Here is a 26,845-nt window from a genome sequence, read left to right on the forward strand (position 1 = left end):
GAATAGTTAAAAAGCGCAAAACATTTTAAGAGTACTCCTATGAGGTAACTATTGCCGTAGTAGTTTAAACTTTAAATAAAGTCAATGACGTAATGAGGGCAAATCCCTGTTTTTTGGATAGTGTCCTGCCAAGGGATTGTTGAGGCAAATCCATTGGCTGATACCATTGCTGTATGTAGACCTGCATTACAACCACCTAGGATATCGGTATGTAGCGTATCACCAATCATGAGAGTTCGAGACAAAACAGTATCAGGTTTCAGTTTTGCTTTTGCTAGATTAAAGATGTTGTCATAGGGTTTACCAAAGGCTAATGCCTTAATGTGGGCTTTATCAAGGATTTGCTTTGCCATAAAACCAGGTTCTAAAGAAAATCCATTGTCGCGAGGCGCTACTAAGTCTGGGTTGCCTAATAGAATCGGTCGAGGTTTTGTTATTAGACTCTGAATAAGTGTTTCTTGGAGAGAACTCGTCCAGTCCTGACTAGAGAGTAATAGTATACCGTCTACAGTATCCATAGCATCTGGATATTCAATGAGATTGATAAAGCTACCGTTAAGGTCATTGAGTTTTGTACCTATGGGAGCAGTGACACCATAGCTTTCAGCTCTATGCGTATGTAGATAAGTGGCAAGAGCATCTCGACTACTGACGATTTCATCTAAAGAGAAATCAAAGCCTAGCTTAGTATATTTTTCAAATAGTTGTTGTCGCGAAACACTAGCAGCATTACTGACAATACAGAGTTGTTTATTTTGTTGGCGTAAGGTTTTGATACGTTCTGCGGCGAGTGGAATAGCCGTTTCCCCAAGATTTAATACCCCAAATGCGTCAAAAAAGAATGCATCATAGAGATGGCTAATATCGCCAAGCGTATGCACTTTTTGGAAGTGTTTAGGAAAAATTGGTTTTGGGAATATCTTCTCTAAGGTTTGGTAAGTATGAAGAATTTCTGCAGGAGAGAGAGTCAGTAGCATAAAGGAAGATGATAAGAAAAATCATTGTGTTCAGACTGATTATTAGTTTAATTGTAAATCAAATAGAAAAATTTAGATAATATTAGAAATCTATTGATAAAAATATAAATCTAAATGATAATAATTATTGTTTAGATTTTTGAGTTTTTAGGAAGTGAAATCGTGAAAAAGAATTCTTTACAGTTAAAACCATTGTCCGCCATTGTCCTGATGTTGTGTAGCAATGGTCTTTATGCTCAAGATAGTGATGTTGCTGTATTGTCTGAGATTACTGCGCATCAAGATTATTTAGCTGTGACGGCATCAGATACACAATTAAATAAGAAAGATTTAGAAAAAACGAATGTTCAAAACTGGTCTGATATTGCTAAGCGCTTAGATGCAGGGATTAACTTTAATACACAAAATAATAGTATTAATATGCGTGGCTTGGATGCACAACGTGTACAGGTGACGGAGGATGGTATTCCTTTGCCATGGCTAAATGACGGTGCTCGTGGTGTCATGGGGGGTGTTTCAGGTATTAATTTTAATGCTATCTCTTCGGTAGATATTCATAAAGGGACAGGGGTTAATGGTACTAATGCCCTAGCGGGTGCGGTAGAGCTGTATTCTTTACGACCTTCTGATGTATTGGATGTAGCACGTAATATTGGCTTATTAAGTAAAGTGGGTTATTCAGGCTATGATAATAGCTGGTCTGCTGATGCTGCCTTAGCTTTCCGCTTGGGTGATAAGACAAGAGCGTTAATTCAGTATGGTTATAAAGCCGGCAATGAAGTAAAAAATCTGGGGTCTGTAGGGGGGTATGGTGTGAATCGTACGAAAGCTAATCCTGCAGACTACGATGTGAATCAAGTTGGTATCCGTCTTGAGCATGACTTGAATTCAAACCATCGCATTGGTTTCGGTGCTAGTTCATATCGTCAAGAGAGAACGATTGATGAGCGTCATTTACAAGGTGGGATTTTAAATGCACGTACTCAGCAACTGGTAGAAACCTATCCAATTGGACAATATGAGGGTAGTGAAGATATTAAACGAGATCGTGCTTGGTTAGAGTATGACTATAAGGCACCGACAGAATTTTCGGGTTTAGACCAAGTGTCAGGTGTGGCATATTGGCAAAAAAGCGAATTGATTAATGGCATCGATGCTTGGCGTAATAACAATAGGATTGTGCGTCCAAGGGGGATGAGCTTTAATGCCTATCCATTTGGAGATTATTCACGTACTAATTCGGTAAAAGAACAGAGTTACGGATTCAATCTAAAAGCCTCAGGTACTTTTGGGGATGCTAGTTTTTCTTCGCGTTGGATGGCAGGTTTAACTTGGGATATTGGGCAGTTTAAACAATATTCGGCAGGGGTAGATAATTGTGGTGCCGCGCAAGCGGAACTTAATACTATTTTGAGCCAAGTTCCACCAGCATTACGAGGACGATTAGCGGGGACGATTCGTCAATATTTTTTAATGGGGTGTAGTTTCTTGCATACTAATCAGGCAGATGTACCAAAAGTGAAAACGCAAGATTTAGGACTTTATTTACAAAATACATTTGCTTGGAATAGTAATCAATTTGAAGTAACCCCTGGATTACGTTTTGATTATTATCAACGTAGACCGAGTGCAAGTGCTAACTTTGCAGAAAGTGCTAGTGGAGTACTTGGTGGGGAGTTGGCCAATCGTAGTGGTAGTCGCTTTTCTCCTTCCATTGATTTTCGTTTCCAAGCCTCAGATAATTTGAGTCTGTATGCACGTTATACAGAAGGCTTTCGAGCGCCGAATGCACAAGAGCTTTATATGAAATATGGTTCCGAGGCAAATTATTTGCGTAAGGGCAATGCGAATCTTCGTCCAGAAACAAGTCGAGGGTATGAGTTAGGAGCCATGTATAACAGCGATACGTTGAATGCTTCTTTAGTGTTTTTTGATCAATATTATAAGAATTTTATCGAGTCTGGTTATGCAGTAGAGGCTAATTCGCCCTATGCGGCATTACAAGCGCAAGGCTTATATCCACAAGGTGTGTTTGAGACGCGTAATATCACACGTGCTCGGATTTATGGTATTGAAGCAGCGGCTAAGTGGGACTTCCAACCAGACTGGTATGTTCGTAGTTCATTAGCATGGTCTGTAGGACGAGATAAAACAAACGATACTTACCTTAATTCTGTTGCACCACTTAAAGCGATTGTCGGTATTGGTTATGATAATGGTTCGTTTGGAGTGGATGCTACCTTAACAATGGCAGCCAAGCGTAATAAGGTGCGTTCAGATGTAGCGGATTTTAAAGCGCCAGGGTATGGCGTTGTCGATTTATCTGCCTATTGGGAGCCCGAGTCTTTGAAAGGGCTACGTCTGCAAGCAGGTTTGATGAATGTCTTTAATAAAAAGTATTGGAATGCGCTTAATGTTCCTACCGCAGGAACAGGACGTAATGAACGAGGCATCGATTACTACACTGAACGTGGTCGTTATGCGACAGTTTCTGTAAGCTATCGTTATTAGTTTCCTATTAAATTGTTTTAAGCAAAATAGTCGTCGTGAGACAGACGGTTTAAAACGAAATTCTTAAAGTGCTGTGCCGCTTCTGAAAGCACAGCACTTTTTCTTTGGAAAATATAAAAATGACGTATCACAATCGGTTGAGTAATTTTGAGCATCGTTAAATCGTAATGTTGAATTTGTTGTTTTGAATAAGGTAAGCATACGGTAATGCCTAGGCCTGCGGCAACCATACTTAAAGCCGTGGACATATAGTTAACCTTACTGGCTGAGTCTAGTAATTGACGGTTTGTATGAGAAAGTTGTTCTGCAAGAATTTCAGAAAAAGGTCCTTTTAAGGTAATGAGGTTTTCATCTTGTAAATCTGTCCAACAGAGGTTTTTATAGTTAGCAAGAGGATGTTCTTTAGGAAAAACGGCATGAAAGGGTAAGCTAAAGAGTTTGTCGTTCGTGATGTTAGATCGAATTGCTCGCTCTGGACCTATTCCCCAATCCGCCTCATCTGAATCGACATGATCGATGACTTTTTCGACACTACAATCGATAATATCAATTTGTATCTCGGGTGATTGATGACGAAATTCAGCTATTAGTTCAGGCAGTAATGAGGCCGCTAATTGCTGTGAACAGGCAACACGTACACGACCTTGATAGATGGCACGATGATTCTGTGCTTGGTGATTAAGCAAATCTAATTTATCTAAGATTTCTTGTGCTTGAGGGTAAAGTTCTTGCCCTATTTTCGTTAATACAAGACGGCGTGTAGTACGCTCAAATAAGGTAACTCCCCAGTTTTGTTCGAGCTCTTTTATCAACCCACTTAAAGCCGATTGTGTTAAAAAAAGTGATTCGGCAGCCAGCGTAAAACTCCCCATCCTAGCAACTGTCACAAAAGCTCGTAATTGTCGAAATGAAATATTCATAAAGGTAGTAATGAAAATTTTTTATAGAAATCGTAGGCAGTATTAAGTATAGCGTATGATGTTGTATAGGCAAGGCATAAAAATTAACCCCTTTTAGCATGAAGATAAAAGGGGTTAGCGTTAAACCTAAAGTAAAGTACTTAATCGCTTAAGGTGCTTGCATTTCTGGATTTAAGCTTTTCGGTGCAGTAGCAGGTGTTACAGTAGGAATCTGAACCGCTGGAATAGTTACTGCTGGAGCTGCTTGTGCTGTGGGTACTTCAATATAAGGTAATTGAAGTGCTTCACTCGTCATACGACGAATTTTGTTGGTTAGCTCAGTACTTTCATTAAGCTTTTGACCATAAGAAGGAATAATCTCTTTGACTTTAGCAGCCCAGTCTTGTTTCATCTTAACAGGGAACGCTTTTTCCAATACAGATAACATAATTGGAGGCGATGTAGATGCGCCAGGAGAAGCACCGAGTAATGCCGCTAAAGTACGGTTTTCATCAACCACGACCTCTGTACCAAATTGCAATACAGTTGAACCGTCCGGCATTTTTTTGATGATTTGAACACGTTGACCTGCTGTAATTAATTTCCAGCTATCCTGTTTGGCTGATGGATAGTATTTTAATAACTCAGCCTGACGATCTTCGGCAGATAAAGTGTTTTGTGCCACTAAATATTTGACGAGATCAAGATTATCAATGCCCACCGTAATCATGCCTAATACGTTGTGAGTGTTTGTTGCAGAGAACAAATCAAACCAAGAACCATTTTTTAGGAACTTTGTGCTGTAGAGTGCAAATGGACCAAATAGCATGGTTTGTTTGCCATCTAAGCGTCGAGTGTCTAAATGAGGAACAGACATTGGAGGTGCACCTGTTTCAGCTTGACCATATACTTTTGCATTATGGCGAGTGGTGATATCTGGATTTTCAAAAGATAGGAACTGACCACCAACAGGGAAACCTGCATAGTTTTTCGATTCAGGAATATCTGATAACTGTAAAAGTTTTAACGTTGCACCACCGGCACCGATAAAGACAAATTTTGTCTTAATCGTTTTTTCAGTATTGCCTTTTAAGTCGTAGTAAGTGATATTCCAAGTTTTATCTTCATTTTGACGTAGTGCACGTACTTCATGTTGTAAATGAAGAGAGAAATTAGGATTCTTTTGTAGGTTAGCCGTAAGTTGCTGTGTGATTACCCCAAAGTTAACATCTGTACCTAGAGGCATATAAGTAGCAGCCACTTTCTGTTGTGGGTCACGACCCTCCATGGTTAAAGGAGCCCATTCAGCAATTTTGGCTTGTTCTGTTGAGAATTCCATGCCATAGAACAGAGGGTTTTTGATGAGCTCCGCATGACGTTTTGTTAGGAAATCAATATTTTGATCGCCCCATACAAGACTCATGTGAGGGGTAGCATTAATGAACTCTTTTGGATTGCTCATTGCGCCACGGTTAACTTGGTGTGCCCAGAATTGGCGAGACACTTCAAATTGTTCGGCAATATTTACGGCACGTGTTGTTTGGACAACACCGTCTTTCATTGGTGTGTAATTTAACTCTGCAAAACCAGAATGACCTGTACCGGCATTATTCCAACCATTAGAGCTTTCTAAGGCAACAGCATCTAAACGCTCGTAGGCATGAATTTTCCATGTCGGTTCTAGCTCTTGTAAGTAGGTAGCTAAAGTCATGCTCATAATACCGCCACCAATGAGCACAACATCAACAGGTTGCTCGTTGTCTGCAGCAGGTACGCTTGGTTTGGTAAACGGCCATTTTAAAAAGATAAGTGCCGCAATTACGAATAATAGGGCAAGTCTAAAGATAAATTTTAAAAAACTAGTCATTGTAAAAGATACTCTTTTTAAGAAAAAGACTTTGATTTTAACTGTTTGATAACGCTATGTTTTGCATAAGATGAAATGTAATTAAATAATACGAGGTTGATACAAAAAGAAAAAAGCCAATAATCCATGAAAGTTTATTGGCTTGTGTATATAACGCCATTCCTTAGTAGGAGGGGCGGCAAGGACTTCGATACCTAAAGCAATGAGATAATAATTAAAATTCTTTTTTGAGTTTATTAAGCAAAAGGAATTGACGGTCTCTACGGACTGTTTTTTGCGATACGCTATTTTCGGGGTAGTCATAAATACCGCCGCCAGTTTTTATGCCTAAATGCTGATTCTCAACGAGGCTATCAAGTAGTTCAGGTGCTTTATCAGCATTATTTAAGGTTGGTGAGAGATTATTTAAGACATTGCGCCAAATATCTAAGCCACCAAAATCGGTGGTTTCTAGTGGCCCAATAAATGCCCAACGAAAACCAGGGCCTGCTGTAATCGCTGTATCGATGCTTTTTGCATCTGCTACACCTTCGTTGAGAAGGTGTAGTGCCTCGCGGACGAGAGCCGCTTGTAGGCGATTTGCGATAAAACCAGGTTTGTCTTTTTGTAAGAGAACGGGTTCTTTGCCAATAACGCGCATCACATGTTCAATATAGCTCACTATTTCAGGAGAGCTTTCTTGATTAGCGACAATCTCTACGAGCGGCACAATTTGAGCAGGATTAAAGAAGTGTGTAATGAGAAAACGATTTTTGTGTTGAATGCCTTGGGCGAGTACTTCGACAGCAAATGAAGATGTATTGGACAGAATAATAGCGTCTTTGCTGGCGAACGCTTCGATAGTTTGAAATAACTTATATTTTAAGTCCAAAATTTCAGGCGCGGCCTCAGTAATAATGCTAGCTTTGCTGACTGCCTCTTGAATTGAGGTTGTCAATTGAATGTTGTTTAGAATCCCTTGAATAGTATCTTTTTCAATAAGCCCGCTATCTGCAAAGTGTTGAAGACTTGTTTGGATTTGTACTAAACCACGTTGAGTGGCTGCATCATCAATATCGTATAGCATGACCTGATAACCTGACATTGCATAAAGTTGAGCAATACCATGTCCCATTGTACCCGCACCTAATACCGCAATATTTTTATTGGACTGCATTTTTTTATCCTTTTTCTACGTAGTTTTACGCATGGACAAACACGTGTTTGTCCAATGTTCAAAATAATTTCTGCTTTTTAGAATGATATGGACGTTTTCTAAAGCGTCGGTTTTTATATTAAATCTAAAGGAGCGGACAATGAAATTTTCATTAAATTATTTACAAAAAACTTTAGTACTCTTTGGTGTGATTGGGGCGGTACCTGCGTTGGCGGCAGAATGGGAACAGCCTGATGCAGTAGTCACAACCAAAATTTATTTTGGTTGTAATTTGGATGAATTTAAGGCGAATAGAGAAAGAGGATGTACCCCAGTAGAAGAGTATACGTGGACATCAGGTGGGACATATATGACAGGATTTCAAAAAACACATGGGTTTTTTATTAATGGTGCTGTAGGAGGAGTTGATTCGGAGGAGTTAGTTAATTTAAAAACGATAGTGACTTCACAAGGAGAAAACTTAGATGCTCATACGCAGTCTATTAGCAACTTAGAAGGGAAAATATCTACTTTAAATCAACAGCAAACTCAACAAGCGACAAGTTTGAATAGAATCCAAGATGTAATGACGGGTTTAGATAATAGAGTGGCACAGAATACGCAGGGCATTGTCACTAACCAAAAAGCGATTCAAGGTTTAGATGGGCGCGTAGCACAAAATACCTTAGATATTGCGGATAATAAAGTGGCTATTCAACAAAATAAGGAAGTCATCGCTAAAGGAATCAATATTGTAACAGATAAAGGAAGTGCAAATTATCAGCTAGGTGATACGATTAAAGTGCATGGGGGTACAAATATACAAACGCAGCAAAAAAATGAAAAGATTGTAATCAGTTTGGTAGATAACCCTCAATTTAAGGGAGAGCTAAATGCACAAGGTGGTTTAGTGGCTCACCATTATTTAGCAACTCCTAAAAATACCTTAGTTGATTTTGGTGGAAACCGTGTGCGGAATGTGGGTGATGCTGTACATGACAATGATGCGGTGAACTTAAGACAACTTAAGCGATTGGGGACGCATATGAATAATGAAGTGAAGTCTTTACATAAGCAGCTTAGACACACGCGTAAAACCGCCCATGCGGGGACTGCTTCTGCTTTAGCCGTCGCTTCTATGCCACAGGCCTGGGATCCAGATCAGGCAGGGATGAGCTTAGGTACGGCAATTTATCGAGGAGAAACAGGTTATGCTATGGGGTTATCTCGGATGTCTTCATCAGGTCGTTGGGTCGTTAAAGGAGCATTGACAGCAGATAGTCGAGGAGGTATGGGAGCAACTGTGGGTGCATTCTTTGCATTTGATTGATAGTTTCTTGTCGCGATATTCCCTAAAGTTTAGACACTTTAGGGAGGCGATAGTCTGTCACGTTTTTGGCACAGTCGAATTTTTAGTTTGAGTAGAAAAGCAAAAATCCTGACAATCAAAGTTATGTAACTTCTTGATTTATCAGGATTTTATATGTGGTGCCCGGGGCCGGAATCGAACCGGCACGCCTTGCGGCGGGGGATTTTGAGTCCCCTGCGTCTACCAATTTCACCACCCGGGCAAATACGGAGATTGATATTCAATCAATGAATAAGTTGCATATTATACGACTTTTATAGAAAAAGTGTGAACTTTTATCTTGTGGTATAAAAATTAATAGGCAAATTCAGAAAACTTGCTTGAAAAACAGTATGTCGCCCTTATCTGCTGGAAAAATCATTGTTTTATAGAGGAATAAAAATATGTCAAATGTGCAAACAATGGGCTTTCAGACGGAAGTCAAGCAGTTACTTCAATTAATGATTCATTCGCTTTATTCGAATAAAGAGATTTTTTTGCGAGAGCTGGTGTCTAATGCCTCAGATGCTTGTGATAAATTGCGGTTTGCTGCGTTAAATGATTCAAGCCTATTAGCAGAGGATAGTGAACTACGTATTCGAGTGAGTTTTGATGAAGCAGCCAAGACAATTACCATTGAGGATAATGGTATTGGTATGAGCTACGATGAGGTGATTGCTAATTTAGGTACGATTGCTCGCTCGGGCACCAAAGAATTTTTTGCCTCATTGACAGGGGATCAGCAAAAAGATGCCCAACTGATTGGTCAGTTTGGGGTTGGGTTTTATTCGGCATTTATTGTCGCCAATAAGGTTGAGGTACTTACTCGCAAAGCGGGTGCTGCGCTTACAGAGGCAGTACGTTGGGTATCTGAAGGCCAAGGGGAGTTTTCGATTGAAGTCATTGAAAAGGCGACTCGAGGCACTAGTATTACTTTATTTGTCAATGAAGACGGTGAAAAATTCTTAAATAGTTGGGCGCTTAGAGAGGTGTTGCGCCGTTATTCTGATCATATTTCTTTACCTATCCAAATGGAAAAAGAAGAGTTTAATCAGGAGACAGGGGCTAGCATCAAAACAGGTGAATGGGAGTCAGTAAATCAAGCCAATGCGTTATGGGCACGTAATAAAACAGAGATTACTGATGAGCAGTATAAGGCATTTTATTCACATTTAAGTCATGACTACAATGAGCCGTTGGCATGGTCACACCATCGAGTCGAAGGGCGTAGTGAATATACGCAATTGCTTTATATTCCAAAGCAGGCACCTTTTGATTTATATGATCGAGAAGCTAAGCGTGGTGTGAAGCTTTATGTTAAGCGAGTCTTTATTATGGACGATGCAGAGCAATTACTGCCATCGTATTTACGGTTTGTTCGTGGTGTTATTGACTCATCAGATTTGCCGTTAAATGTATCTCGTGAGATTTTACAAGAAAGCCGTGATGTTAAGCTTATTCGAGATGGCGCTGCTAAGCGTGTCCTCTCAATGTTAGAGGATATCGCCGAAAATCGTTCTGAGGATTACATGGCGTTTTGGGCTGAATTTGGTCAAGTATTAAAAGAGGGGCTTGGTGAGGATCAAGCTAATCAACAACGTATTGCGAAATTAGTGCGTTTTGCTTCTACACATAATGATCAAGCAACACAAACAGTATCATTAGTTGACTATGTCGCTCGTATGAAAGAGGGGCAAGATAAGATTTATTATGTGGTAGCGGATAGCTTTGCAAATGCAAAAAGTAGTCCTCATCTTGAGATTTTCCGACAAAAAGGTATTGAGGTTTTATTATTATCTGATCGTGTTGATGAATGGATGCTGACCTATTTCCGTGAGTTTGACGGAAAATCGTTAGTTTCTGTTGCGAAAGGTGGTTTAGATTTAGAAAAGCTCAGTAATGAAGAAGAGAAGAAACAACAAGAGGAAGTGGCTCAAGAGCTCAAACCATTAGTTGAACGTTTGCAAGTCGCTTTGGCTGAGCGTGTTAAAGAGGTGCGCGTGACGGCACGTTTAGTGGATTCCCCTTCTTGTGTTGTAGTGGGACAGAATGAGTTAAGCCCTCATTTATTGCGAATGTTGAAAGCAGCAGGTCAAGAAGTACCAGATATTAAGCCTATTCTCGAAATCAACCCAACTCATCCTTTCGTACAAAAGCTAAAAGGGATTGATGGTGATGATTTTGCGGATTGGGCAAGTATCCTATTAGATCAAGCGATGTTAGTGGAGGGGGCTCAGATTGATGATCCCGCAGCATTTGTGAAGAAGCTAAATCGTTTGTTGGTATCTTAGTTGATTAATGAACTTTTAGATAAAAAAAGGGGAGGCGTTGAAGCCTCTCTTTGCTTATTGGTCAAATGATTTGTGATTTGTAAATCTTAATAAGTTGATGGATGGTTGACCTTCTATTGTAGATGAGGCAGTTCCCGCCATGTCCATTTAGCTTCTTTGCGATAACGGGTCCAATCAAAAAAAGGTCCTGGATCTGTTTTTCTCGCAGGGGCAATATGTTTATGGCCTCTTACTGCGCGCAGGGGATAGCGGGATTTTAAGCAAAGACTGAGTTTTGCTAAGCGTTGATATTGTATATCTGTAAAAGGTTCAAAATCACTTCCCTCAAGCTCAATACCAAGAGAGAAATCATTGCAGCCTTCAATCCCTTCAAAGCAAGAAATGCCAGCATGCCAAGCACGTTTATCTGTGCTGACAAACTGTATGATTTCACCGTCTCGTCGAATAAGAAAGTGAGCAGACACGCGTAAGTGAGCAATTTCTTTAAAGAAAGGGTGGTGATCGATTTCTAAACGGTTAGTAAAAAGTTGTTCAATATATGGGCCTCCAAAAACAAAAGGAGGTAGGCTAATATTGTGAATGACTAGTAATCGCGCCAAATGCCCTGTCGGTCGTTCATTAAAATTAGGTGAAGGGACTTTACGTACTTGTGGTGCCGGTGTTAGCCAACCATGACGATCTAAGTGTAGATGACTCATCGAGGTTTATATCCTAATTGTAAGTGTTCTTTGGAGCACCAGTGATGATTGCCTTGTGAAATAGCCTCGTTTTCTGGCAAATGAATACCACAATACGCACATTGAACCATGCTAATGGTTGTGGTGCTTTTTGATTTGGAAGGATGAGAGTGGACTGTCGCTTTTTTTCTACTATGACGGAAGAAAAAAATCAGTCCTAAAATAACAGCTAAAACGATTAAAAACTTCATTAAGCACCTTGTTGAATTAATTCCTCAAAGATTAGGCGAGTGCCTGTATAGGCGAGCATTAATAAGGCAAAACCAAATAATGTCCAGCGTAGGGCTATGCGACCCCTCCATCCCCACATCATTCGACCAAATAAGAGCGTACCAAAAATGACCCACGAAATTAATGTAAAGAAAGTTTTGTGGTCACTAGGTAGGATAACTCCCATTATATTCATGGAGACAAACATGCCAGTAATGATAGCAATAGTGAGTAGGATAAAGCCTAACCAGATTAAACGAAATAGTAATTTTTCTTGAACCAGTAGAGGTGGTTGAGCATCTAGTACACGAGAAAGAAGATTAGGTTGAGTGCTAAAGTCTTGTGGTTTGTGTAAATAATTATCGAGACCAGTCATGATTAAGGCTTGCAATGATCCAAGCGCAATTAGACTATAGGCAAACAAAGAGGTGATGAGGTGCACCATAAATAAATTGGTTTGGGCATGGATTGTTGTGCTGACTTCAGAAGTAGGAATCAACGCAGCTAATACGCAAATAATCACCCCAAGTGGTAGAAGGAGTAATTGGAAGCCATTGATTTTCATAAAATGACTTTCGAACCAATACACAATTAATCCTAGCCAGAGGGTAAAGGATAAACCCAGTGTCCAATTAATTTGGATATGCTCTGTCGCAAGCATACCAATATGGATAGCAATTCCCTGAATAATAATGATGGCTAATAAGACTAGAGAGGAGAGTATTGGGCGTTTATTAAGGTCTTTGTGCTTAAATAAATGAGACCAAATTGAGATACCTAGCCCAAGATAGAACAACGCAGCTAAATAGTGCAATACAATATCGTATGACATAACAAACCCGAAATGTAAAAGGGAATTGTTTACAAGTATAACACTTACACTCTAACGAAAAATATGTTTGATAATTTAACCAATCGTCTATCTAAAATCATGCAGACTATGCGTGGTGAAGCGCGTTTAACAGAAGCGAATACCAAAGATATGCTGCGTGAAGTACGTATGGCACTCATTGAGGCGGACGTTGCCTTACCTGTGGTGCGTGATTTTATTGAACGCGTCAAAGAAAAAGCGATGGGCCAAGAGGTCTCAACTAGCTTGAATCCCGGCCAAGCTTTAGTTGGTGTTGTTCATAAAGAACTTACTTCCCTGATGGGAGGTGACTTAGGCGAGTTTGCAAGCGAGTTATCATTGGCGACACAGCCCCCTGCGATTATTTTAATGGCAGGTTTACAAGGAGCAGGTAAAACAACGACGACGGGCAAATTAGCTAAGTTGTTGGCAAATGGTCAATTAAAACAGCAAGGTCGTAAGATTAATAATAAAAAGGTCTTGGTGGTGAGTGCTGACGTATATCGTCCAGCGGCGATTGATCAATTAAAAACGGTAGCGACTCAGGTTGGAGTGGATTTCTTCCCCTCGGATCCTAGCCAAAAACCATTGGATATTGCTAAAGCAGCCGTAGACTATGCTAAACGTCAGTTTTATGATGTACTGATTGTGGATACGGCGGGTCGTTTAGGTATTGATGAGGCGATGATGAAAGAAATCGCGGAGTTACATCAATTCTTAAAACCAATTGAGACCCTGTTTGTTGTCGATGCTATGCAAGGTCAGGATGCGGTTAATGTGGCTAAGGCTTTCTCAGATGCTTTACCATTGACTGGTGTTGTTTTAACTAAGCTGGATGGTGATGCCCGTGGTGGTGCAGCATTATCTGTACGTCATGTTACTGGCAAGCCTTTAAAATTTATCGGGGTCTCCGAAAAAGTTGATGGTTTAGAGTCTTTCCATCCTGAACGTATGGCTCAGCGAGTGTTAGGCATGGGTGATATTGTTTCGCTTGTTGAACAAGTACAAAGCAATATTGATATGGCTGAAGCCGAAAAAATGGCTAAGAAGCTCAAGAGTGGTGATAAGTTTGACTTAAATGACTTTTTAGAGCAATTACAGCAAGTGAAGAAGATGGGCAGTATGACTAGCCTATTGGAAAAACTCCCTGGGCAATTTGCACAAGCAGCGAGTCAGCTAAAAGAAGGGGAGGCCGAAAAGCAACTTCGTCGCACGGAAGGTATTATCAACTCAATGACACCTGCGGAGCGTCGTAAGCCTGAATTGATTAATGGCAAACGCAAACAGCGGATTGCTAAAGGTTCTGGCGTGCAAGTTCAAGAGGTAAATCGACTATTGAAACAGTTTGATCAAATGCAAGGTATGATGAAGCAGTTCAAGAAAGGTGGTATGGGCAAATTAATGCGTGGTATGGGTGCGCTTAAGAATATGGGTGGACTCGGTGGTCTTGGTGGTTTCGGTGGTTTTGGTAAGAAACGCTAAGCTTGCCAAAATCGCGAGAAGAGCAAGCTAGCTCATTAATGAAAAAGGCTTATCGTGGTGGATAAGCCTTTTTCTTATGATTTGCTTGTGATTATAGAATAGTTCACAGGCACTAGTCTGCTTATTCAGGGATACGTAATACTTGACCTGGATAAATTTTGTCTGGGTGAGTTAACATTGGTTTGTTAGCTTCAAAAATCTTTTGATATTTGTTTGGATCACCATACATTTCTTTAGAGATTTTTGATAAGGTATCGCCTTTAACCACAGTATAGAAACGAGATTCAGGAGTAGCTTGAGCTACCTGTAATTGATTGTCTACAGTTGCTACACCAAGTGTATTACCTAAGGCAATTGCGATTTTTTCAGAGATTTCGCTATTAGCCGCTTGACCTTTTACAGTGACTTTATCGCCATCAACAGAAATGTCTAAACCTTCTGCATTAAGTTGATGCTTTTCTAATTCTTTTTTGAGATCATCAGCACTTGCTGCTTGTGCTTCTGAACCGCCAAATAGTTTTGCACCTGCTTCTTTAATAAAAGAAAAAAGACCCATAATGTGCTCCTTAATAGTGAGTTAAAAAGTTTACCTTTTCATTATGGACGAAATTGAGGAGAACTCAAGTTTTTTCGTGAAAAGAATTGTTAGTTTTCATGACAGTCTTTGACTAAACATCTTATTTAAGACTGACTAAATTTATCGGTTGCTGTAATTAGTGCTTTGAGAATACCTGGCTCTGTAAAGGCATGCCCTGCATCGTCAATGATCTGAAAATCAGCCTCAGGTAAAGCTTGGTGTAATTCCCAAGCAGCTTGCATTGGTGTACACATATCATAGCGACCTTGGATAATCACGGTAGGGATATGACGTATCTTATACGCATCGCGAATGAGTTGATTATCTTCAAAGAAACCTTTATGCATAAAATAATGATTTTCAATGCGAGCAAAAGCAATAACAAATTCGTTTGCAGAGAAGTGCCCTGCTGTAGCAGGATCTGGTAGTAGCGTAATCACACGTCCTTCCCATAGGCCCCAAGCAATGGCAGCTTCTAATTGGGCAGCTTTATCACTACCTGTCAGGCGTTTGTGGTAGGCTGTGACAAAATCATGGTGTTCATTTTCAGGGATAGGACGGATAAAGTCTTGCCAAAAATCAGGATAGACTTGAGAAGCACCACCTTCTTGATATAGCCAATCAATTTCAGATGCGCGTGACATAAAAATACCACGAAGAATAAGTTCGCTGACATTCTCGGGGTGGGTTTCGGCATAAGCTAGGGCAAGTGTAGAACCCCAAGAGCCACCAAATACCATCATTTTTTCAGCACCGAGAACTTCCTCGCGTAAGCGATGGATATCGTGAACAAGGTGCCAAGTCGTGTTGTTTTCCAGTGAGGCATAAGGAAGAGAGCGCCCACTACCACGCTGATCAAACAACATAATATGATATTTCTCAGGGTTAAATAGGCGACGGTGTTTAGGTGTGCATCCAGAGCCAGGGCCACCATGTAAGAAAACAACAGGTTTTCCTTGAGGATTGCCACAGAGTTCCCAATAAACAAGATGTCCATCCCCTGTATCTAAATAGCCTGTTTTGTAGGGCTCAATGTCTGGATATAACACACTTTTCTCCTTGTTATACTTTTTTAAATACGACATCCCAAGAGCTATGACCTAGACGAAAACCGCGAGTCTCAAATTTTGTTTGAGGACGATAATCAGGTTTCGGAGCAAAACCATTAGCCGTATTTTGCAATAATGGTTCAGCGCTCAAAACCTCTAGCATTTGCTCTGCATAGTTTTCCCAGTCTGTCGCACAATGGATATAGCCACCTTTTTTTAAACGTTGTGCTAATAAATGCACAAAAGGTCCTTGGATAAGGCGACGCTTGTGGTGGCGCTTTTTTGGCCAAGGGTCTGGAAAGTAAATATGAATACCATCAAGACTTTCTAGAGGAATCATATGATTAACAACATCGACAGCATCATGCTGAATAATGCGTACATTTTTAAGGTCGGATTGCTCAATGCGCTTTAGCATAGCACCAACGCCAGCATTAAAGACTTCAACGCCTAGGAAGTTTTCGGCATGGCGAGCAATAGCAATTTTTTCGGTGGTTTCTCCCATACCGAAGCCAATCTCAAGAATGGTAGGTGCTTGACGCTCAAACACCTCTTCAAAATTGAGTAATGCAGGCTGATAAGGGATAGCCCAACGTTGCATTAAGGTATTGAGAGCTTCTTGTTGTCCCGGTGTGATATGGGCGCGACGATGTACAAAGCTACGAATACGCCCAAAGAAAGGATGTTTTTCGTCTTGTTTAACGTGTTGTTCTGGAGTTTCGCTCATCATAGCTCCTTATTAGCGAACACGCATACCTGGTTGAGCACCAGGGAATGGTTCAAGCACATAAATACCCGGATTGGCTTTTTCATCCGCATGGCTGCCAGCTAAGACCATTCCTTCGGATACGCCAAATTTCATTTTACGAGGCGCAAGATTGGCGACCATCACAGTCAATTTACCCACAAGATCCTCTGGTTTGTACATAGACTTAATACCAGAGAACACATTACGATAACGACCTTCACCGACATCTAGGGTGAGTTGTAGGAGTTTGTCAGAGCCTTCTACGTGACTACATTCGACAATTTTAGCGATACGCAAATCAATTTTGGCAAAATCATCAATCTTAATTGTCTCTGCGATTTCTTCACCACCTGGTTTAGGTGTTTCTACGATAGGAGCAGGAGGCTCTAATAAAGCATCCATTTGTGCATCATCGACACGTTGCATTAAATGTTTGAAAGGCGCAATGGTTGTGGGTAGTTCAGTGGCATCTGACCAAACGAATGAACGGTTAATACCAAATAGTTCTGAAGCAACACGTTCAGCTAGTGCAGGTAGTACTGGACTTAATACGACAGATAATGCTTTAAAACCAGCAATGGCACGAGAACAAATATCTTGCAATTGGGCTTTTGTTTCCTCAGAAGCCGTGCTGATACCTTTTGCTAATACCCATGGTTGGGCTTGGTCAAACGCTTGGTTAACGGTATCCGCGTAAGCCATCAATGTACGAATAGCACGACCATACTCTCTGGCTTCAAAATCACCGCTGACGCTATCGACGAGTGCTTTAATTTCCGCACGAATCGTATCAGTATCCCCTTGATAGCTTAATTGACCGTTAAAGTGTTTGCTAATAAAGTTAGCGGCACGACTAGCAATATTGATGTATTTACCAATTAAGTCAGAATTGACACGTGCGATAAAGTCATCAGGATTGAAGTCTACGTCTTCCACTTTGGCATTGAGTTTTGCAGCGATATAGTAACGCATCCATTCAGGATTCATATTGAGGTCTAAATAACGTAGAGGAGAAATTCCTGTGCCACGACTCTTAGACATTTTTTCGCCGCTAACGGTGATAAATCCGTGAGCATTTAACTGGTCAGGTACTTTGCGGCCTGAAAATTTTAACATCGCTGGCCAAAAGAGGGCGTGGAAGTACGTAATGTCTTTCCCGATGAAGTGAATCTGTTCTGTCTCGCCATTTGGATCGAGTAAAGTATCAAAGTCTAAGCCCTTTTTCTCACAATAAGATTTGAGTGATGCTAAGTAACCGACGGGCGCATCTAGCCATACATAGAAATATTTGCCGGGTTCACCGGGAATCTCAATGCCAAAGTAAGGTGCGTCGCGAGAGATATCCCAATCATTGAGGTTATTGTTTTCAATACTTTCGCCTAACCATTCGCGAGTTTTGCCTAGAACTTCATTTTGAAGGTGTTTATAACCAAATTTGCTCGAACCTTGTGTCCACTCATGGAGGAATTGTACGCAACGCGGGTCAGACAAGTTAAAGAAGAAATGCTCTGATGTTTTTAAAACAGGCGTTGCATTACTGAGAGTTGAGTATGGGTTGATAAGCTCTGTTGGTGAGTAGACAGCACTACATACCTCACAAGAGTCGCCGTATTGGTCCTTGGCATGACACTTAGGGCACTCGCCTTTGATATAGCGATCGGGTAAGAACATGCCTTTTACTGGGTCATAGAATTGTTCAATCGTGCGTTGGCTAATTAAGCCATTGGCTTTAAGAGCGAGGTAAATATCGCCTGATAATTGCACGTTTTCTGGGCTATGTGTACTATGCCAGTGGTCAAACTTGATATGGAAGCCGTTTAGATAGGTAGGGCGCTCAGCCGCAATGCGCGCAACAAGCTCTTCTGGTGTGATGCCTTCTTTCTCTGCTTTTAGCATAATCGGTGCCCCATGGGCATCATCAGCGCCGACAAAATGGACAGTATGACCTGACATTCTCATGGCACGAACCCAAATATCCGCTTGAATATATTCCATGATATGGCCAATATGGAATGAACCATTGGCATAAGGCAGTGCAGTAGTAACAAAGATAGTACGTGTCATAGCTTTATCAATAAATCTAATACGAAAACTAAGATTTTAAACGAAAAGCTCGTCCCTATTACTAAGAACGAGCTTTCCCGAAGGATAAATTTAGGAAATAGTGGAAACTATTTTAATTCTCGAATTTCTACGTCACTCACATCCTGTTGTGGGCGACGGCTATATGAGGGCTGACGAAAACGCTCATTAAACTGAGATTGAGTTTTTTGTGCTTTTGCGCGAGATTGTTGCCAATATTGAGCGGCTGAGAACTTTTTACCACGGATAAGGTATACCAAATACATCACGCCAAGAGAAACGACACCGACCACTAGGAACATAAAGGCGATGCCTAGACCAGCGAGGGTGAACAGTAAAACAAGGGCGCCACGAAATAGACTACGAATAAAATCCATGAATAAAAACTCCAATGATATTATGGTGTTTAGGGACAAAACTAATCAGTTATGCTAAAACTATCCTTTGATTTTAACATTACTATGAATAACGCTTATGTCAGTCACCTTGTCTATCTCTCAGATTCTATCCTCACTTCAATCTTTGCAAGATCCTTTGATTATCGAAACAATCGGTCATAAATTAAAGGCAGATGATATTCACATTCAAGGTTCGACAGTTAGTATTCGATTAACTCCGGGTTATTTTTTGACGGAAATTGATCGTAAAGCACTACAGAATCAAGCATTAAATCTTTTGCATTCTCTAGGGGTAACCGAGGTGCGTCTGGACATTGTAAATGGTGTACAGAAACATAAAGTTCAAGAGGGCTTAAAACCCATTGAAACAATTAAGAATATTATCGCGGTGGCGTCTGGTAAAGGCGGTGTTGGTAAAAGCACGACAGCGGTAAATTTAGCTGTAGCGCTCGCACAGGCAGGAGCGCGAGTAGGTATCTTGGATGCAGATATTTATGGCCCCTCACAACCTTTATTGCTAGGTGTCAAGGGTAAGCCAGAAATGGATAAAAACAATCATATGCTTCCACCTCAATCACATGGTGTTTGGGTTAATTCGTTTGGCTTTTTGATTGAAGAAAATCAAGCCGCGATTTGGCGAGGGCCTATGGTTGTTCAGGCAATGAATCAATTATTAAGCTTAACTGCTTGGCCTGATTTGGATTATTTAATTGTGGATATGCCACCGGGTACCGGAGATATCGCCTTAAGTTTGGCTCAAAAAGTCCCTGTTGTGGGAGCTGTCATTGTCACAACACCACAGGATATTGCTTTACTGGATGTACGTAAGGGAGCCAGTATGTTCCAGACGGTGAATGTCCCTATTTTAGGCGTTGTAGAGAATATGAGTGTGCATATTTGTTCTCATTGTGGACATGTAGAGCATATTTTTGGTGAGGACGGCGGTAAACAATTAGCGGAAAAGTTGGCGGTGAGTTATTTAGGTGGGTTGCCATTAACTATGTCTGTACGAGAGCAGTCCGATAGTGGAGTACCTATTGTTGCCAAATCGCCAGACAGCGAAGTTAGTGTGATTTATCAGCAAATGGCGCGCAAATTAATGTTAAATGTTTCTAATTTGCCAAAGGATATGGCACATAAGTTTCCTCCAATTGTGGTAAAACGTTAAAATTAAGGATTAAAAATAGTTTTAACGATTGCATGAAATCTTTTCTGAACTTATCGAGACTTGTATTTCTGTGCCTACTTTGCCCCAGTATTACATGGGCAGAGGAGCCGAAACCGAAAAACACCAAACCCGAGGTAGTGATTGACCCTAGCGGTTTAGCCCCCGACGTATTAACAGCTATCCAAAAAGGGATAGCGGCAGTTGTACGCCAAGCGGATGACCAAGATGGGGGGGAGGCTGAACGTATTCGCCGTAAAGGACATGATGCGGTTGTTTCTGCATTAGCGACTAAAGGATATTTTGATCCAGAGGTAACGCTAGAGGTTGGTGAGGATATTGGTGGAGATACATGGGATATTTCCATTGAGCCAGGTCAGATTTCTAAGGTTCACTCGGTCACGAATGTCTTCACCGGACGTATTTCGGATACTGAATTTGCTGAGCGTGTTAAGGAGTTACGAGAGTCTTGGGGATTGCCAGTAGGGAGAGATTTTATCAATGCGGATTGGAGTAGTGCAAAGACCAACCTTCTTGATAGAACGCAGGAGAAGGATTTTTTCTTGGCACGTATGATTCGCTCGCAAGCGGTCGTGAATCCCGAAAAAGCTGAGGTAGAAACGTTAACCTTAATTGATAGTGGGCCGAGTGTTACCCTAGGTGAGGTTGAGGTGATAGGTTTACGTCGCGTGCCTTTAAGTGTTATTACGCGTTATATTAAATATGAGCCAGGTATTCGCTATGACCAAGACCAGATTGATGAGTGGCAGGCCAAAATTCAGTCGACCAACTACTTTCGGGGTGTTTTTGTTAATGTCAAGACACCACCAGGCGAAGCGATTTATCAAGAAAAACAAGCGCAGCTTCCTTTATTGGTTAGAGTGACTGAAGCGCCAGCTCGTACGGTGACAGGATCATTGGGCGCAGACGATTCAGTGGGGGTGCGTGCCGAAGCTATGTATCGCCATCAGGTCGTTTGGGGCACTCCGCTCACCTTAGAAACAGGTGTGGGGGTAGACCTTAAAAGTCAACGTGCTTATTTAGACTTTTATTTCCCTCCTAATGAAAATGGCTCGGTGGATAGTTTTGGTCTAATGGCAAGACATTCCGATATCGAGAATGAGGAAGTTTACCGTGTAGGTATAGGCTGGCGACGTAAGCGAGAGTTTAAGTTAGACTCGTTGAGTAATGTTGAATATGAAAATAGTTGGGCACTAATGGCCAATTACGATTCAATTCGTCGTGATTTAGATGTTAATCAATCCAAGTTTGTATTACCATCGTTGGTAGCGACTTATGATATCTTACGTCGTGATGTCGATAATAAATATGATCCGCGATCAGGTAATCTGCTTGCCCTTGGTGTAGGGGTTGGTCAAAATTTAAAACAGAAGAAATCTTTCTCTCGAGCCGCTCTTCGCGGGCAAGTATGGTTCCCTGTGGGCAAGCGAGATATTATTACTTTACGTGCAGAGGTAGGTAAGGTTTGGGCAAGCAAAGATACGTTGTTTCCGGATGATTTTGGTTATCGTACTGGGGGAGCAAGAACAATTCGTGGCTATAAGTACTACGGAATTGGTCATCAAGTAGCGAGTGATACAGTAATTGGTACCAGAGCGTTAGCGGTCGCTAGTGCTGAATATATGCATTATTTTAATGATATGTTTGGTATGGGTGTTTTTGTTGATGTGGGTGATGCTGCTCCTTCGTTTAAAGAAATGAAAATGCGTGTAGGTTATGGGGTAGGTGCTTTGATTAAGACACCAGCAGGACCTTTAAATTTAGATATTGCTTACGGTCAAAAAGATAGAAAATTCCGTTTGCACTTTTCGCTAGGTATGGCTTTTTAAATGACGAAGTTTATGCGTTTTTCGACAATCCTAGGCAAAGCGTTGCTATGGATTTTGTTGTGCTTAGTTTTATTGTTGGTTTTTGTTTTCTCAACAAATTGGGGCACTCGATTATTATTAACCCAGATTTTGCCGGTAGTCGGGGTTAAGGCAGAGCATGTTCAAGGCTCTTTAATGAGTGGGCTACAGGCAGAGCATTTGTCGGTGAAAACGGCATCTGCTGAGGTTGCGGTTAAGGATTTGACGTTGGACATAGCATGGCGCCGTTTATTTGATAAAACGGTAGATGTGCAACAATTATCGGTGGGGGAACTACAGGTTAAATTACTCCCTGTTGAGCAAAGCGCTACTGTAAAAAGTGAAACCCCTTTTTCACTACCTGAATTACCGGTGGATATTTTGCTTGATAGTGTGAAGTTGGGCAAGTTTACCTTGACTCAAGCTGATGGCAGTGAGATGCCTATTGGTTTGGGTAATATTGAGTTAAGTGGTATTCAATGGACGGCAGATCAGGCAACTATCGATTTAAATGGCTTGGAGTTAGTGCATGACTTTTCAACGACGCAGTTAAATGGGTCATTGAAATTAGGTGAGTTGCGAAATGCGGATTTTCCGATAGAATTAGTGTTGCATACACGTAATGCAACCAATAATGCTTTATCCCCCTTATGTGTTAGCCCTGCTGTTAAAGAGGCATTAAAAAAAGATAGCCAAGCAGAGGTGGCATGCCACCTTGATTTAGATATTCGTGCGAATGGTAATTTGCGAGCCTTAGATGTCAGTATTACCGGTAAAGGAGATGATATTCGTACTGACGGTATAGCCAAAGTCAATCTTTTTGCACCGATTCCTTTGGAGAGTTTGCAGAGTACTTTACATATTGAAAATGGCTTGAATATTAAGGCTGATGTGCGGTCTGTGATGGTGGATGATAAAAATCAAAAATTAAATACCACTATTCAAATGCAACAATTGGACCTATCAGGATTTTTGCCTAAATCGCATATTGATGGTTCTTTGCAGTTAGAAGCACAAGCGAGTGGCTTGGAGCAATGGCAGTATGCGGATATCCGTTTAGATATTGCTAAGAGTAGTCGTTGGAATGGAGAAGTAGTACAAGGTAAGGCAAAGCTTGTCGCTGATGTAAATGATGTCTTTACGCCACGCGCTTTGGATGATGAGAGCACGGAACAACTAAAAGGTTGGGTATTAGAAGCATTGAAGCTGACTGCGACGGATGTTGAGTTTCAAGTAGGCGCCAATACGATTAAGATGCAGGGTACGCTAGGTCAACCAGAGGATAAACTAAACCTTGATGTGCGTCTGCCACAGATGAGTAAACTGTACCCCGCTATCGGTGAATCGGCACAGTTAAAAGGAGATATTAAAGGTTCTCTAGCCAAGCACCAGCTCAATTTAAGTGCTACTTATAAACCTGCCGAAGGTGAAGGCGTGGGCGTATCCACAATTCATCTTAATTTACGAGTGGATTCACAGTTAAAAAATATTTTACAAGCATTGCAGTGGCGAGCCAATGTTCAGTCCTTAGATGTTAAACATAGCGGTTATCATTTGCGTAATCAAGAGGAGCTATCTGTTTTAGTGGATACGGTAGCCCCATTAACATGGGAAGTGGGGCAATCATCGTTATTGTTAAGTCTACCAAATGGTCAAGAAACACGAATTTTGCATCAGCACTCTCAACAAAAAAATAATGACATCATGTCTGAGGGGCATGTTGAAAATCTGGCTTTAGAGAAAAGCCGTTATAACGCTAACTGGCGATTTACTAAAAACCCACAGATGACGGCTGAAATCAAATTGACACGTCAAGGCGAGGAAATGCTTGGGGTACAGACCAATCCTTTGGCCAATGTACGAAATTTATTATTGACATTAACGCCACATGAACAAAATGATATCTATAAGCTTTTACTTGTAGGTGACGGTGAATCGACTACGCTAAATGCAGATGCTGTATTAAATTTACAGGCACCATTGGTTTTAGATAATGCGGTCTTGGATATTGCCTTATCTGATGGTACGGTTTTAAAAGGTCACTCAAAGATAGGTAAAGATGAAACGAGCAAGAACCATATTATTGATGTCGATTTAACAACGAAAAAATTAGCATTGCATAAATGGACCCTAGGGATGATTCCCACAACAATCCTAAATGGCGATATCAAAGCAAAAATTAATCTTTCTGAAACCAAACAGTTATTAGACGCAGGTATTCAAGCAAACTTTAGTGATGATAGTGTATGGAATAAGCAGAAATTTGCCGGTAAAGTGGATGTAGTGCTGGTGCAGTCTGCGACATTAAATATACCGCAAGGACTACCATTTTATATGTTGGATCGAGCCAATATTGATTTAACTATCGGTAAAAATCGTATTTTTACACAGGGTGCTTTTGGTAAAGAGGGAGATAATCTCATACTGGATATTCAAGCCCCTAATTTTGCGGAAATTTATCCTACATTGACGGGTGGCGCTATCGCCAGAGGTAAGCTTTCTGGCGGTTTAGAAAAACATCTTGTTGATCTTGAGGCAAGTTATGCGACGAAGGGCGCATTGACAGATAAAAATCCAGAATTAATGCGAGCCAAAATTTTGGCGAATGGGGCATGGGGTAAGCAAAATAACCAACAAGAGGGCTGGTCAGGCAGTATTCAGACCTTAAGTGCGAAATATCAGGATTACTCAGTCGATCAGTCCCAGCCCTTAACTTTGCAAGTTATCCCTGTAGGTGAGGGAGGCTTACCTGAATGGAATGCAGGAGCATCGACACTAAATGTGACCTTGTTAGGGAAACATAAGGTCCACATCCAACAACAAGGAGCATCTGGAAAAAATGGTCAATGGAGCACGAAAGGGGCAATACATGGTTTTGTCGTTAATCGTGCTTTGTTAGATGAGCTGGATAAGCTGATTGGACAGTCATCACAAGAAACGCGCCGTGGTGGTGTGGTTGTTCGCGATCAGAATAGGACAGCAGTTGCGGATCTGGTTTTTGATATAGATTGGGATATTGGCTTTGATAAGGCATTAAAAGGGTCGGCTAATATTGTCAGAAAGTCGGGAGACTTTACTGTGCCTTTAGCCAAGCCCTTTACCTTAGGTTTGCAGAATTTAGCGTTACATGCTGTATTTGAGCCTAAAGGTGGAGATGCTAGTCAATTAAATGCCCAGTTATTATTTGATACGCAAAATAAGGGCAATGCTAAACTGACCCTAACCTCAGCTTTTAAAGGGCTTGTGCCTAATCTGAATGGAGGTACACAATTAAAGGCTGTTGGTGGGATTAAAGATATTGCTTGGGCATCCATTTTTACCGATGATCTTCTCACCTTAGGTGGCGCTGTTAATTTTGATGTGGATTTAAAATCAACATCAAATGGCCAATGGCAGTCTTCTGGTTTTGTTAATGGTCAGGAGTTGCGTATTGTGGAGGTGGAAAATGGTGTGCGTTTATTAAATGGTACATTAAAAGCCTCTTTTAATGATAATAGGGTGAGAATTGATACCTTATACTTCCCTTCAGTTATTCGAGTTGTTCCTAGCGAATGGCGTACTCGTCAATGGATAGAGGAAAATCCACCAGCCCAAAAGGGAAGTCTGCGTGTTGATGGTGAATGGGATTTAAATCAATCGAGAGGCTTTGTTAAAACGACGTTAGATCATTATCCCATTGTGCAACGAGCCGACCGTTTTGCGATGATGAGTGGAGATATTAATATTACGGCAGCTTTACCTAAGATTGATTTACAGGGTAAATTGACAGCCAATGCGGGTTGGGCAAGTATTGATATTAAAGATACCATTCCGAGTGTTGATGGCGATGTGATTGTGCTGAAACCGGGACAAACGACGATTGAAACACCTAAAAGTAACTCATCGAGTGATTTAAATATGAATCTAACGGTTGATTTAGGGCCTCGATTCTATTTGGTGGGTATGGGCTTGAACTCTGGTTTGGTAGGTGCGATTAATTTAGTCCAAGAGCAAGGTCGCCTAACGGCAGAGGGTCAGTTTAAAACGCGTGGTGGTGCCATTGAGGCCTATGGTCAGCGATTGCAAATTGCTAAGGGTGAAATCTCTTTTGGTGGAAATATTACCAATCCTACATTAGATATTGAGGCTGTGCGTCGAGGTACCGAGGTAGAGGCTGGGTTACGTGTGATTGGTACAGCAAAAAAACCTAAAATCACGCTGGTATCTTATCCTGAGGTCAGTGAGGTTGAAAAGCTTTCTTGGTTGATTATGGGGCGTGGGCCTGACAGTAGTGGTGCAGACTTGGCTTTATTATTTTCTGTCGGTAGCTCTTTAATTGGGGGAGAAGAACCCTTTTACCGTCGTATAGGTATTGATGAAATTGGGGTGCGTTCAGGCACAGTAGGTGATACGGATAATATTCTTCCAGAACGTACCGTTGCGGATAGTACGGCTTATCGTGGTTATGAAGAAGGTAATCAGCTGTTTTATGCAACGAAAAAATTTGGTGAAAAATGGCGGGTGAGTGTCGAACAGGCATTAGCGGGTAGTGGTACCGTAGTGCGTGGTAGCTATAAGCTCATGCGCTACATTACGACGGATTTAAAGGTAGGAACCGTAAATGGGATAGAGCTGTTATATAAACGCGTGTTTAAAGACTAAGTTTAGATAA

General features: G+C 41.1%; 19 protein-coding genes and 1 tRNA gene. 7 read left to right on the forward strand and 13 right to left on the reverse strand.

Features of this window, described 5'->3' with window-relative positions; all coding sequences use genetic code 11:
- Window positions 1-71: 71 nt before the first annotated feature.
- Window positions 72-977 (reverse strand): HAD-IIA family hydrolase, encoded by a 906-nt coding sequence (locus tag HKX39_RS01915; RefSeq protein ID WP_171679615.1) that lies wholly within the window; start codon window positions 975-977, stop codon window positions 72-74.
- 162 nt (window positions 978-1,139) lie between these two features.
- Here HKX39_RS01915 and HKX39_RS01920 point away from each other — a divergent pair, with 162 nt between their 5' ends.
- On the forward strand, window positions 1,140-3,488 hold the full coding sequence (locus HKX39_RS01920) for a TonB-dependent hemoglobin/transferrin/lactoferrin family receptor (RefSeq protein ID WP_171679616.1): 2,349 nt from the start codon (window positions 1,140-1,142) through the stop codon (window positions 3,486-3,488).
- 17 nt (window positions 3,489-3,505) lie between these two features.
- On the opposite strand, the gene HKX39_RS01925 is transcribed toward HKX39_RS01920, so the two are convergent.
- The 3 genes from HKX39_RS01925 to HKX39_RS01935 form a co-directional block, all read right to left on the reverse strand.
- On the reverse strand, window positions 3,506-4,408 hold the full coding sequence (locus HKX39_RS01925) for a LysR family transcriptional regulator (RefSeq protein WP_171679617.1): 903 nt from the start codon (window positions 4,406-4,408) through the stop codon (window positions 3,506-3,508).
- Between the two features lie 148 nt (window positions 4,409-4,556).
- Entirely contained in the window at window positions 4,557-6,254 is a 1,698-nt protein-coding gene (gene mqo / locus HKX39_RS01930; RefSeq protein ID WP_171679618.1) for a malate dehydrogenase (quinone), read from the reverse strand.
- A 214-nt stretch (window positions 6,255-6,468) separates the two neighbouring features.
- Window positions 6,469-7,410, reverse strand: coding sequence for a 3-hydroxyacyl-CoA dehydrogenase family protein (locus tag HKX39_RS01935; protein ID WP_171679619.1), 942 nt, complete (start codon window positions 7,408-7,410; stop codon window positions 6,469-6,471).
- Between the two features lie 139 nt (window positions 7,411-7,549).
- On the opposite strand from HKX39_RS01935, the gene HKX39_RS01940 reads away from it, so the two are divergent.
- Entirely contained in the window at window positions 7,550-8,719 is a 1,170-nt protein-coding gene (locus HKX39_RS01940; RefSeq protein ID WP_171679620.1) for a YadA-like family protein, read from the forward strand.
- Window positions 8,720-8,875: 156 nt separating this feature from the next.
- Here the strand turns inward: HKX39_RS01940 and HKX39_RS01945 are convergent.
- Window positions 8,876-8,960, reverse strand: a tRNA-Leu gene (locus HKX39_RS01945).
- A gap of 181 nt (window positions 8,961-9,141) precedes the next feature.
- On the opposite strand from HKX39_RS01945, the gene htpG reads away from it, so the two are divergent.
- Entirely contained in the window at window positions 9,142-11,028 is a 1,887-nt protein-coding gene (gene htpG, locus HKX39_RS01950) for a molecular chaperone HtpG (protein WP_171679621.1), read from the forward strand.
- Between the two features lie 113 nt (window positions 11,029-11,141).
- Here the strand turns inward: htpG and ampD are convergent, their stop codons facing one another.
- The 3 genes from ampD to HKX39_RS01965 are packed head-to-tail and all read right to left on the reverse strand — an operon-like array spanning window position 11,142 to window position 12,807.
- A complete protein-coding gene (gene ampD, locus HKX39_RS01955) occupies window positions 11,142-11,726 on the reverse strand; it encodes a 1,6-anhydro-N-acetylmuramyl-L-alanine amidase AmpD (RefSeq protein WP_171679622.1) in 585 nt (194 codons plus the stop codon).
- Window positions 11,723-11,956: a PP0621 family protein gene (locus HKX39_RS01960; protein WP_171679623.1), complete on the reverse strand. Its 234-nt coding sequence runs from the start codon at window positions 11,954-11,956 to the stop codon at window positions 11,723-11,725. The genes ampD and HKX39_RS01960 overlap by 4 nt, the downstream gene beginning before the upstream one ends.
- Window positions 11,956-12,807 (reverse strand): cytochrome C assembly family protein, encoded by an 852-nt coding sequence (locus HKX39_RS01965; RefSeq protein WP_171679624.1) that lies wholly within the window; start codon window positions 12,805-12,807, stop codon window positions 11,956-11,958. Before HKX39_RS01965 ends, HKX39_RS01960 begins: the two co-directional genes overlap by 1 nt.
- A gap of 63 nt (window positions 12,808-12,870) precedes the next feature.
- Here HKX39_RS01965 and ffh point away from each other — a divergent pair, with 63 nt between their 5' ends.
- Entirely contained in the window at window positions 12,871-14,307 is a 1,437-nt protein-coding gene (ffh, locus tag HKX39_RS01970; protein ID WP_171679625.1) for a signal recognition particle protein, read from the forward strand.
- A gap of 121 nt (window positions 14,308-14,428) precedes the next feature.
- Here ffh and lysM read toward each other — a convergent pair whose 3' ends face one another.
- The 5 genes from lysM to HKX39_RS01995 form a co-directional block, all read right to left on the reverse strand.
- Window positions 14,429-14,863 carry a peptidoglycan-binding protein LysM gene (gene lysM / locus HKX39_RS01975; protein WP_171679626.1) on the reverse strand — a complete coding sequence of 145 codons (435 nt, stop codon included), beginning with the start codon at window positions 14,861-14,863 and terminating at the stop codon, window positions 14,429-14,431.
- Between the two features lie 125 nt (window positions 14,864-14,988).
- Window positions 14,989-15,933: a prolyl aminopeptidase gene (gene pip, locus HKX39_RS01980; protein ID WP_171679627.1), complete on the reverse strand. Its 945-nt coding sequence runs from the start codon at window positions 15,931-15,933 to the stop codon at window positions 14,989-14,991.
- A 13-nt stretch (window positions 15,934-15,946) separates the two neighbouring features.
- The gene (gene trmB, locus HKX39_RS01985) at window positions 15,947-16,660 is read right to left on the reverse strand and encodes a tRNA (guanosine(46)-N7)-methyltransferase TrmB (RefSeq protein WP_246225965.1); all 714 of its coding nucleotides are present in this window, start codon (window positions 16,658-16,660) and stop codon (window positions 15,947-15,949) included.
- A gap of 12 nt (window positions 16,661-16,672) precedes the next feature.
- Window positions 16,673-18,745, reverse strand: a complete 2,073-nt coding sequence (gene metG, locus HKX39_RS01990; protein ID WP_171679629.1) for a methionine--tRNA ligase — start codon at window positions 18,743-18,745, stop codon at window positions 16,673-16,675.
- Window positions 18,746-18,852: 107 nt separating this feature from the next.
- A complete protein-coding gene (locus tag HKX39_RS01995) occupies window positions 18,853-19,140 on the reverse strand; it encodes a hypothetical protein (RefSeq protein WP_171679630.1) in 288 nt (95 codons plus the stop codon).
- Between the two features lie 97 nt (window positions 19,141-19,237).
- Between HKX39_RS01995 and apbC the strand changes: the two genes are divergently transcribed.
- Genes apbC through HKX39_RS02010 form a run of 3 tightly spaced genes read left to right on the forward strand, consistent with a single transcriptional unit; the run spans window position 19,238 to window position 26,835 of the window.
- Window positions 19,238-20,329 carry an iron-sulfur cluster carrier protein ApbC gene (gene apbC / locus HKX39_RS02000; protein WP_171679631.1) on the forward strand — a complete coding sequence of 364 codons (1,092 nt, stop codon included), beginning with the start codon at window positions 19,238-19,240 and terminating at the stop codon, window positions 20,327-20,329.
- 32 nt (window positions 20,330-20,361) lie between these two features.
- Window positions 20,362-22,176, forward strand: coding sequence for an autotransporter assembly complex protein TamA (locus tag HKX39_RS02005; RefSeq protein WP_171679632.1), 1,815 nt, complete (start codon window positions 20,362-20,364; stop codon window positions 22,174-22,176).
- Window positions 22,177-26,835: a translocation/assembly module TamB domain-containing protein gene (locus tag HKX39_RS02010; RefSeq protein ID WP_171679633.1), complete on the forward strand. Its 4,659-nt coding sequence runs from the start codon at window positions 22,177-22,179 to the stop codon at window positions 26,833-26,835.
- The last annotated feature ends 10 nt before the right edge of the window (window positions 26,836-26,845 follow it).

Origin of the sequence: Pelistega suis, from assembly GCF_013133795.1 — a bacterium.
Taxonomy (GTDB): Bacteria; Pseudomonadota; Gammaproteobacteria; order Burkholderiales; family Burkholderiaceae_B; genus Taylorella; species Taylorella suis.

Bases quoted from the DNA above. Each gene is read 5' to 3' on its own strand.
- ffh (WP_171679625.1), top strand. From the start codon at position 12,871: ATGTTTGATAATTTAACCAATCGTCTATCTAAAATCATGCAGACTATG.
- HKX39_RS01940 (WP_171679620.1), top strand. From the start codon at position 7,550: ATGAAATTTTCATTAAATTATTTACAAAAAACTTTAGTACTCTTTGGT.
- htpG (WP_171679621.1), top strand. From the start codon at position 9,142: ATGTCAAATGTGCAAACAATGGGCTTTCAGACGGAAGTCAAGCAGTTA.
- ampD (WP_171679622.1), bottom strand. From the start codon at position 11,726: ATGAGTCATCTACACTTAGATCGTCATGGTTGGCTAACACCGGCACCA.
- metG (WP_171679629.1), bottom strand. From the start codon at position 18,745: ATGACACGTACTATCTTTGTTACTACTGCACTGCCTTATGCCAATGGT.
- HKX39_RS01915 (WP_171679615.1), bottom strand. From the start codon at position 977: ATGCTACTGACTCTCTCTCCTGCAGAAATTCTTCATACTTACCAAACC.
- lysM (WP_171679626.1), bottom strand. From the start codon at position 14,863: ATGGGTCTTTTTTCTTTTATTAAAGAAGCAGGTGCAAAACTATTTGGC.
- HKX39_RS01995 (WP_171679630.1), bottom strand. From the start codon at position 19,140: ATGGATTTTATTCGTAGTCTATTTCGTGGCGCCCTTGTTTTACTGTTC.
- HKX39_RS02010 (WP_171679633.1), top strand. From the start codon at position 22,177: ATGACGAAGTTTATGCGTTTTTCGACAATCCTAGGCAAAGCGTTGCTA.
- HKX39_RS01925 (WP_171679617.1), bottom strand. From the start codon at position 4,408: ATGAATATTTCATTTCGACAATTACGAGCTTTTGTGACAGTTGCTAGG.
- HKX39_RS01960 (WP_171679623.1), bottom strand. From the start codon at position 11,956: ATGAAGTTTTTAATCGTTTTAGCTGTTATTTTAGGACTGATTTTTTTC.
- mqo (WP_171679618.1), bottom strand. From the start codon at position 6,254: ATGACTAGTTTTTTAAAATTTATCTTTAGACTTGCCCTATTATTCGTA.
- HKX39_RS01965 (WP_171679624.1), bottom strand. From the start codon at position 12,807: ATGTCATACGATATTGTATTGCACTATTTAGCTGCGTTGTTCTATCTT.
- apbC (WP_171679631.1), top strand. From the start codon at position 19,238: ATGTCAGTCACCTTGTCTATCTCTCAGATTCTATCCTCACTTCAATCT.
- trmB (WP_246225965.1), bottom strand. From the start codon at position 16,660: ATGAGCGAAACTCCAGAACAACACGTTAAACAAGACGAAAAACATCCT.
- HKX39_RS01935 (WP_171679619.1), bottom strand. From the start codon at position 7,410: ATGCAGTCCAATAAAAATATTGCGGTATTAGGTGCGGGTACAATGGGA.
- HKX39_RS02005 (WP_171679632.1), top strand. From the start codon at position 20,362: ATGAAATCTTTTCTGAACTTATCGAGACTTGTATTTCTGTGCCTACTT.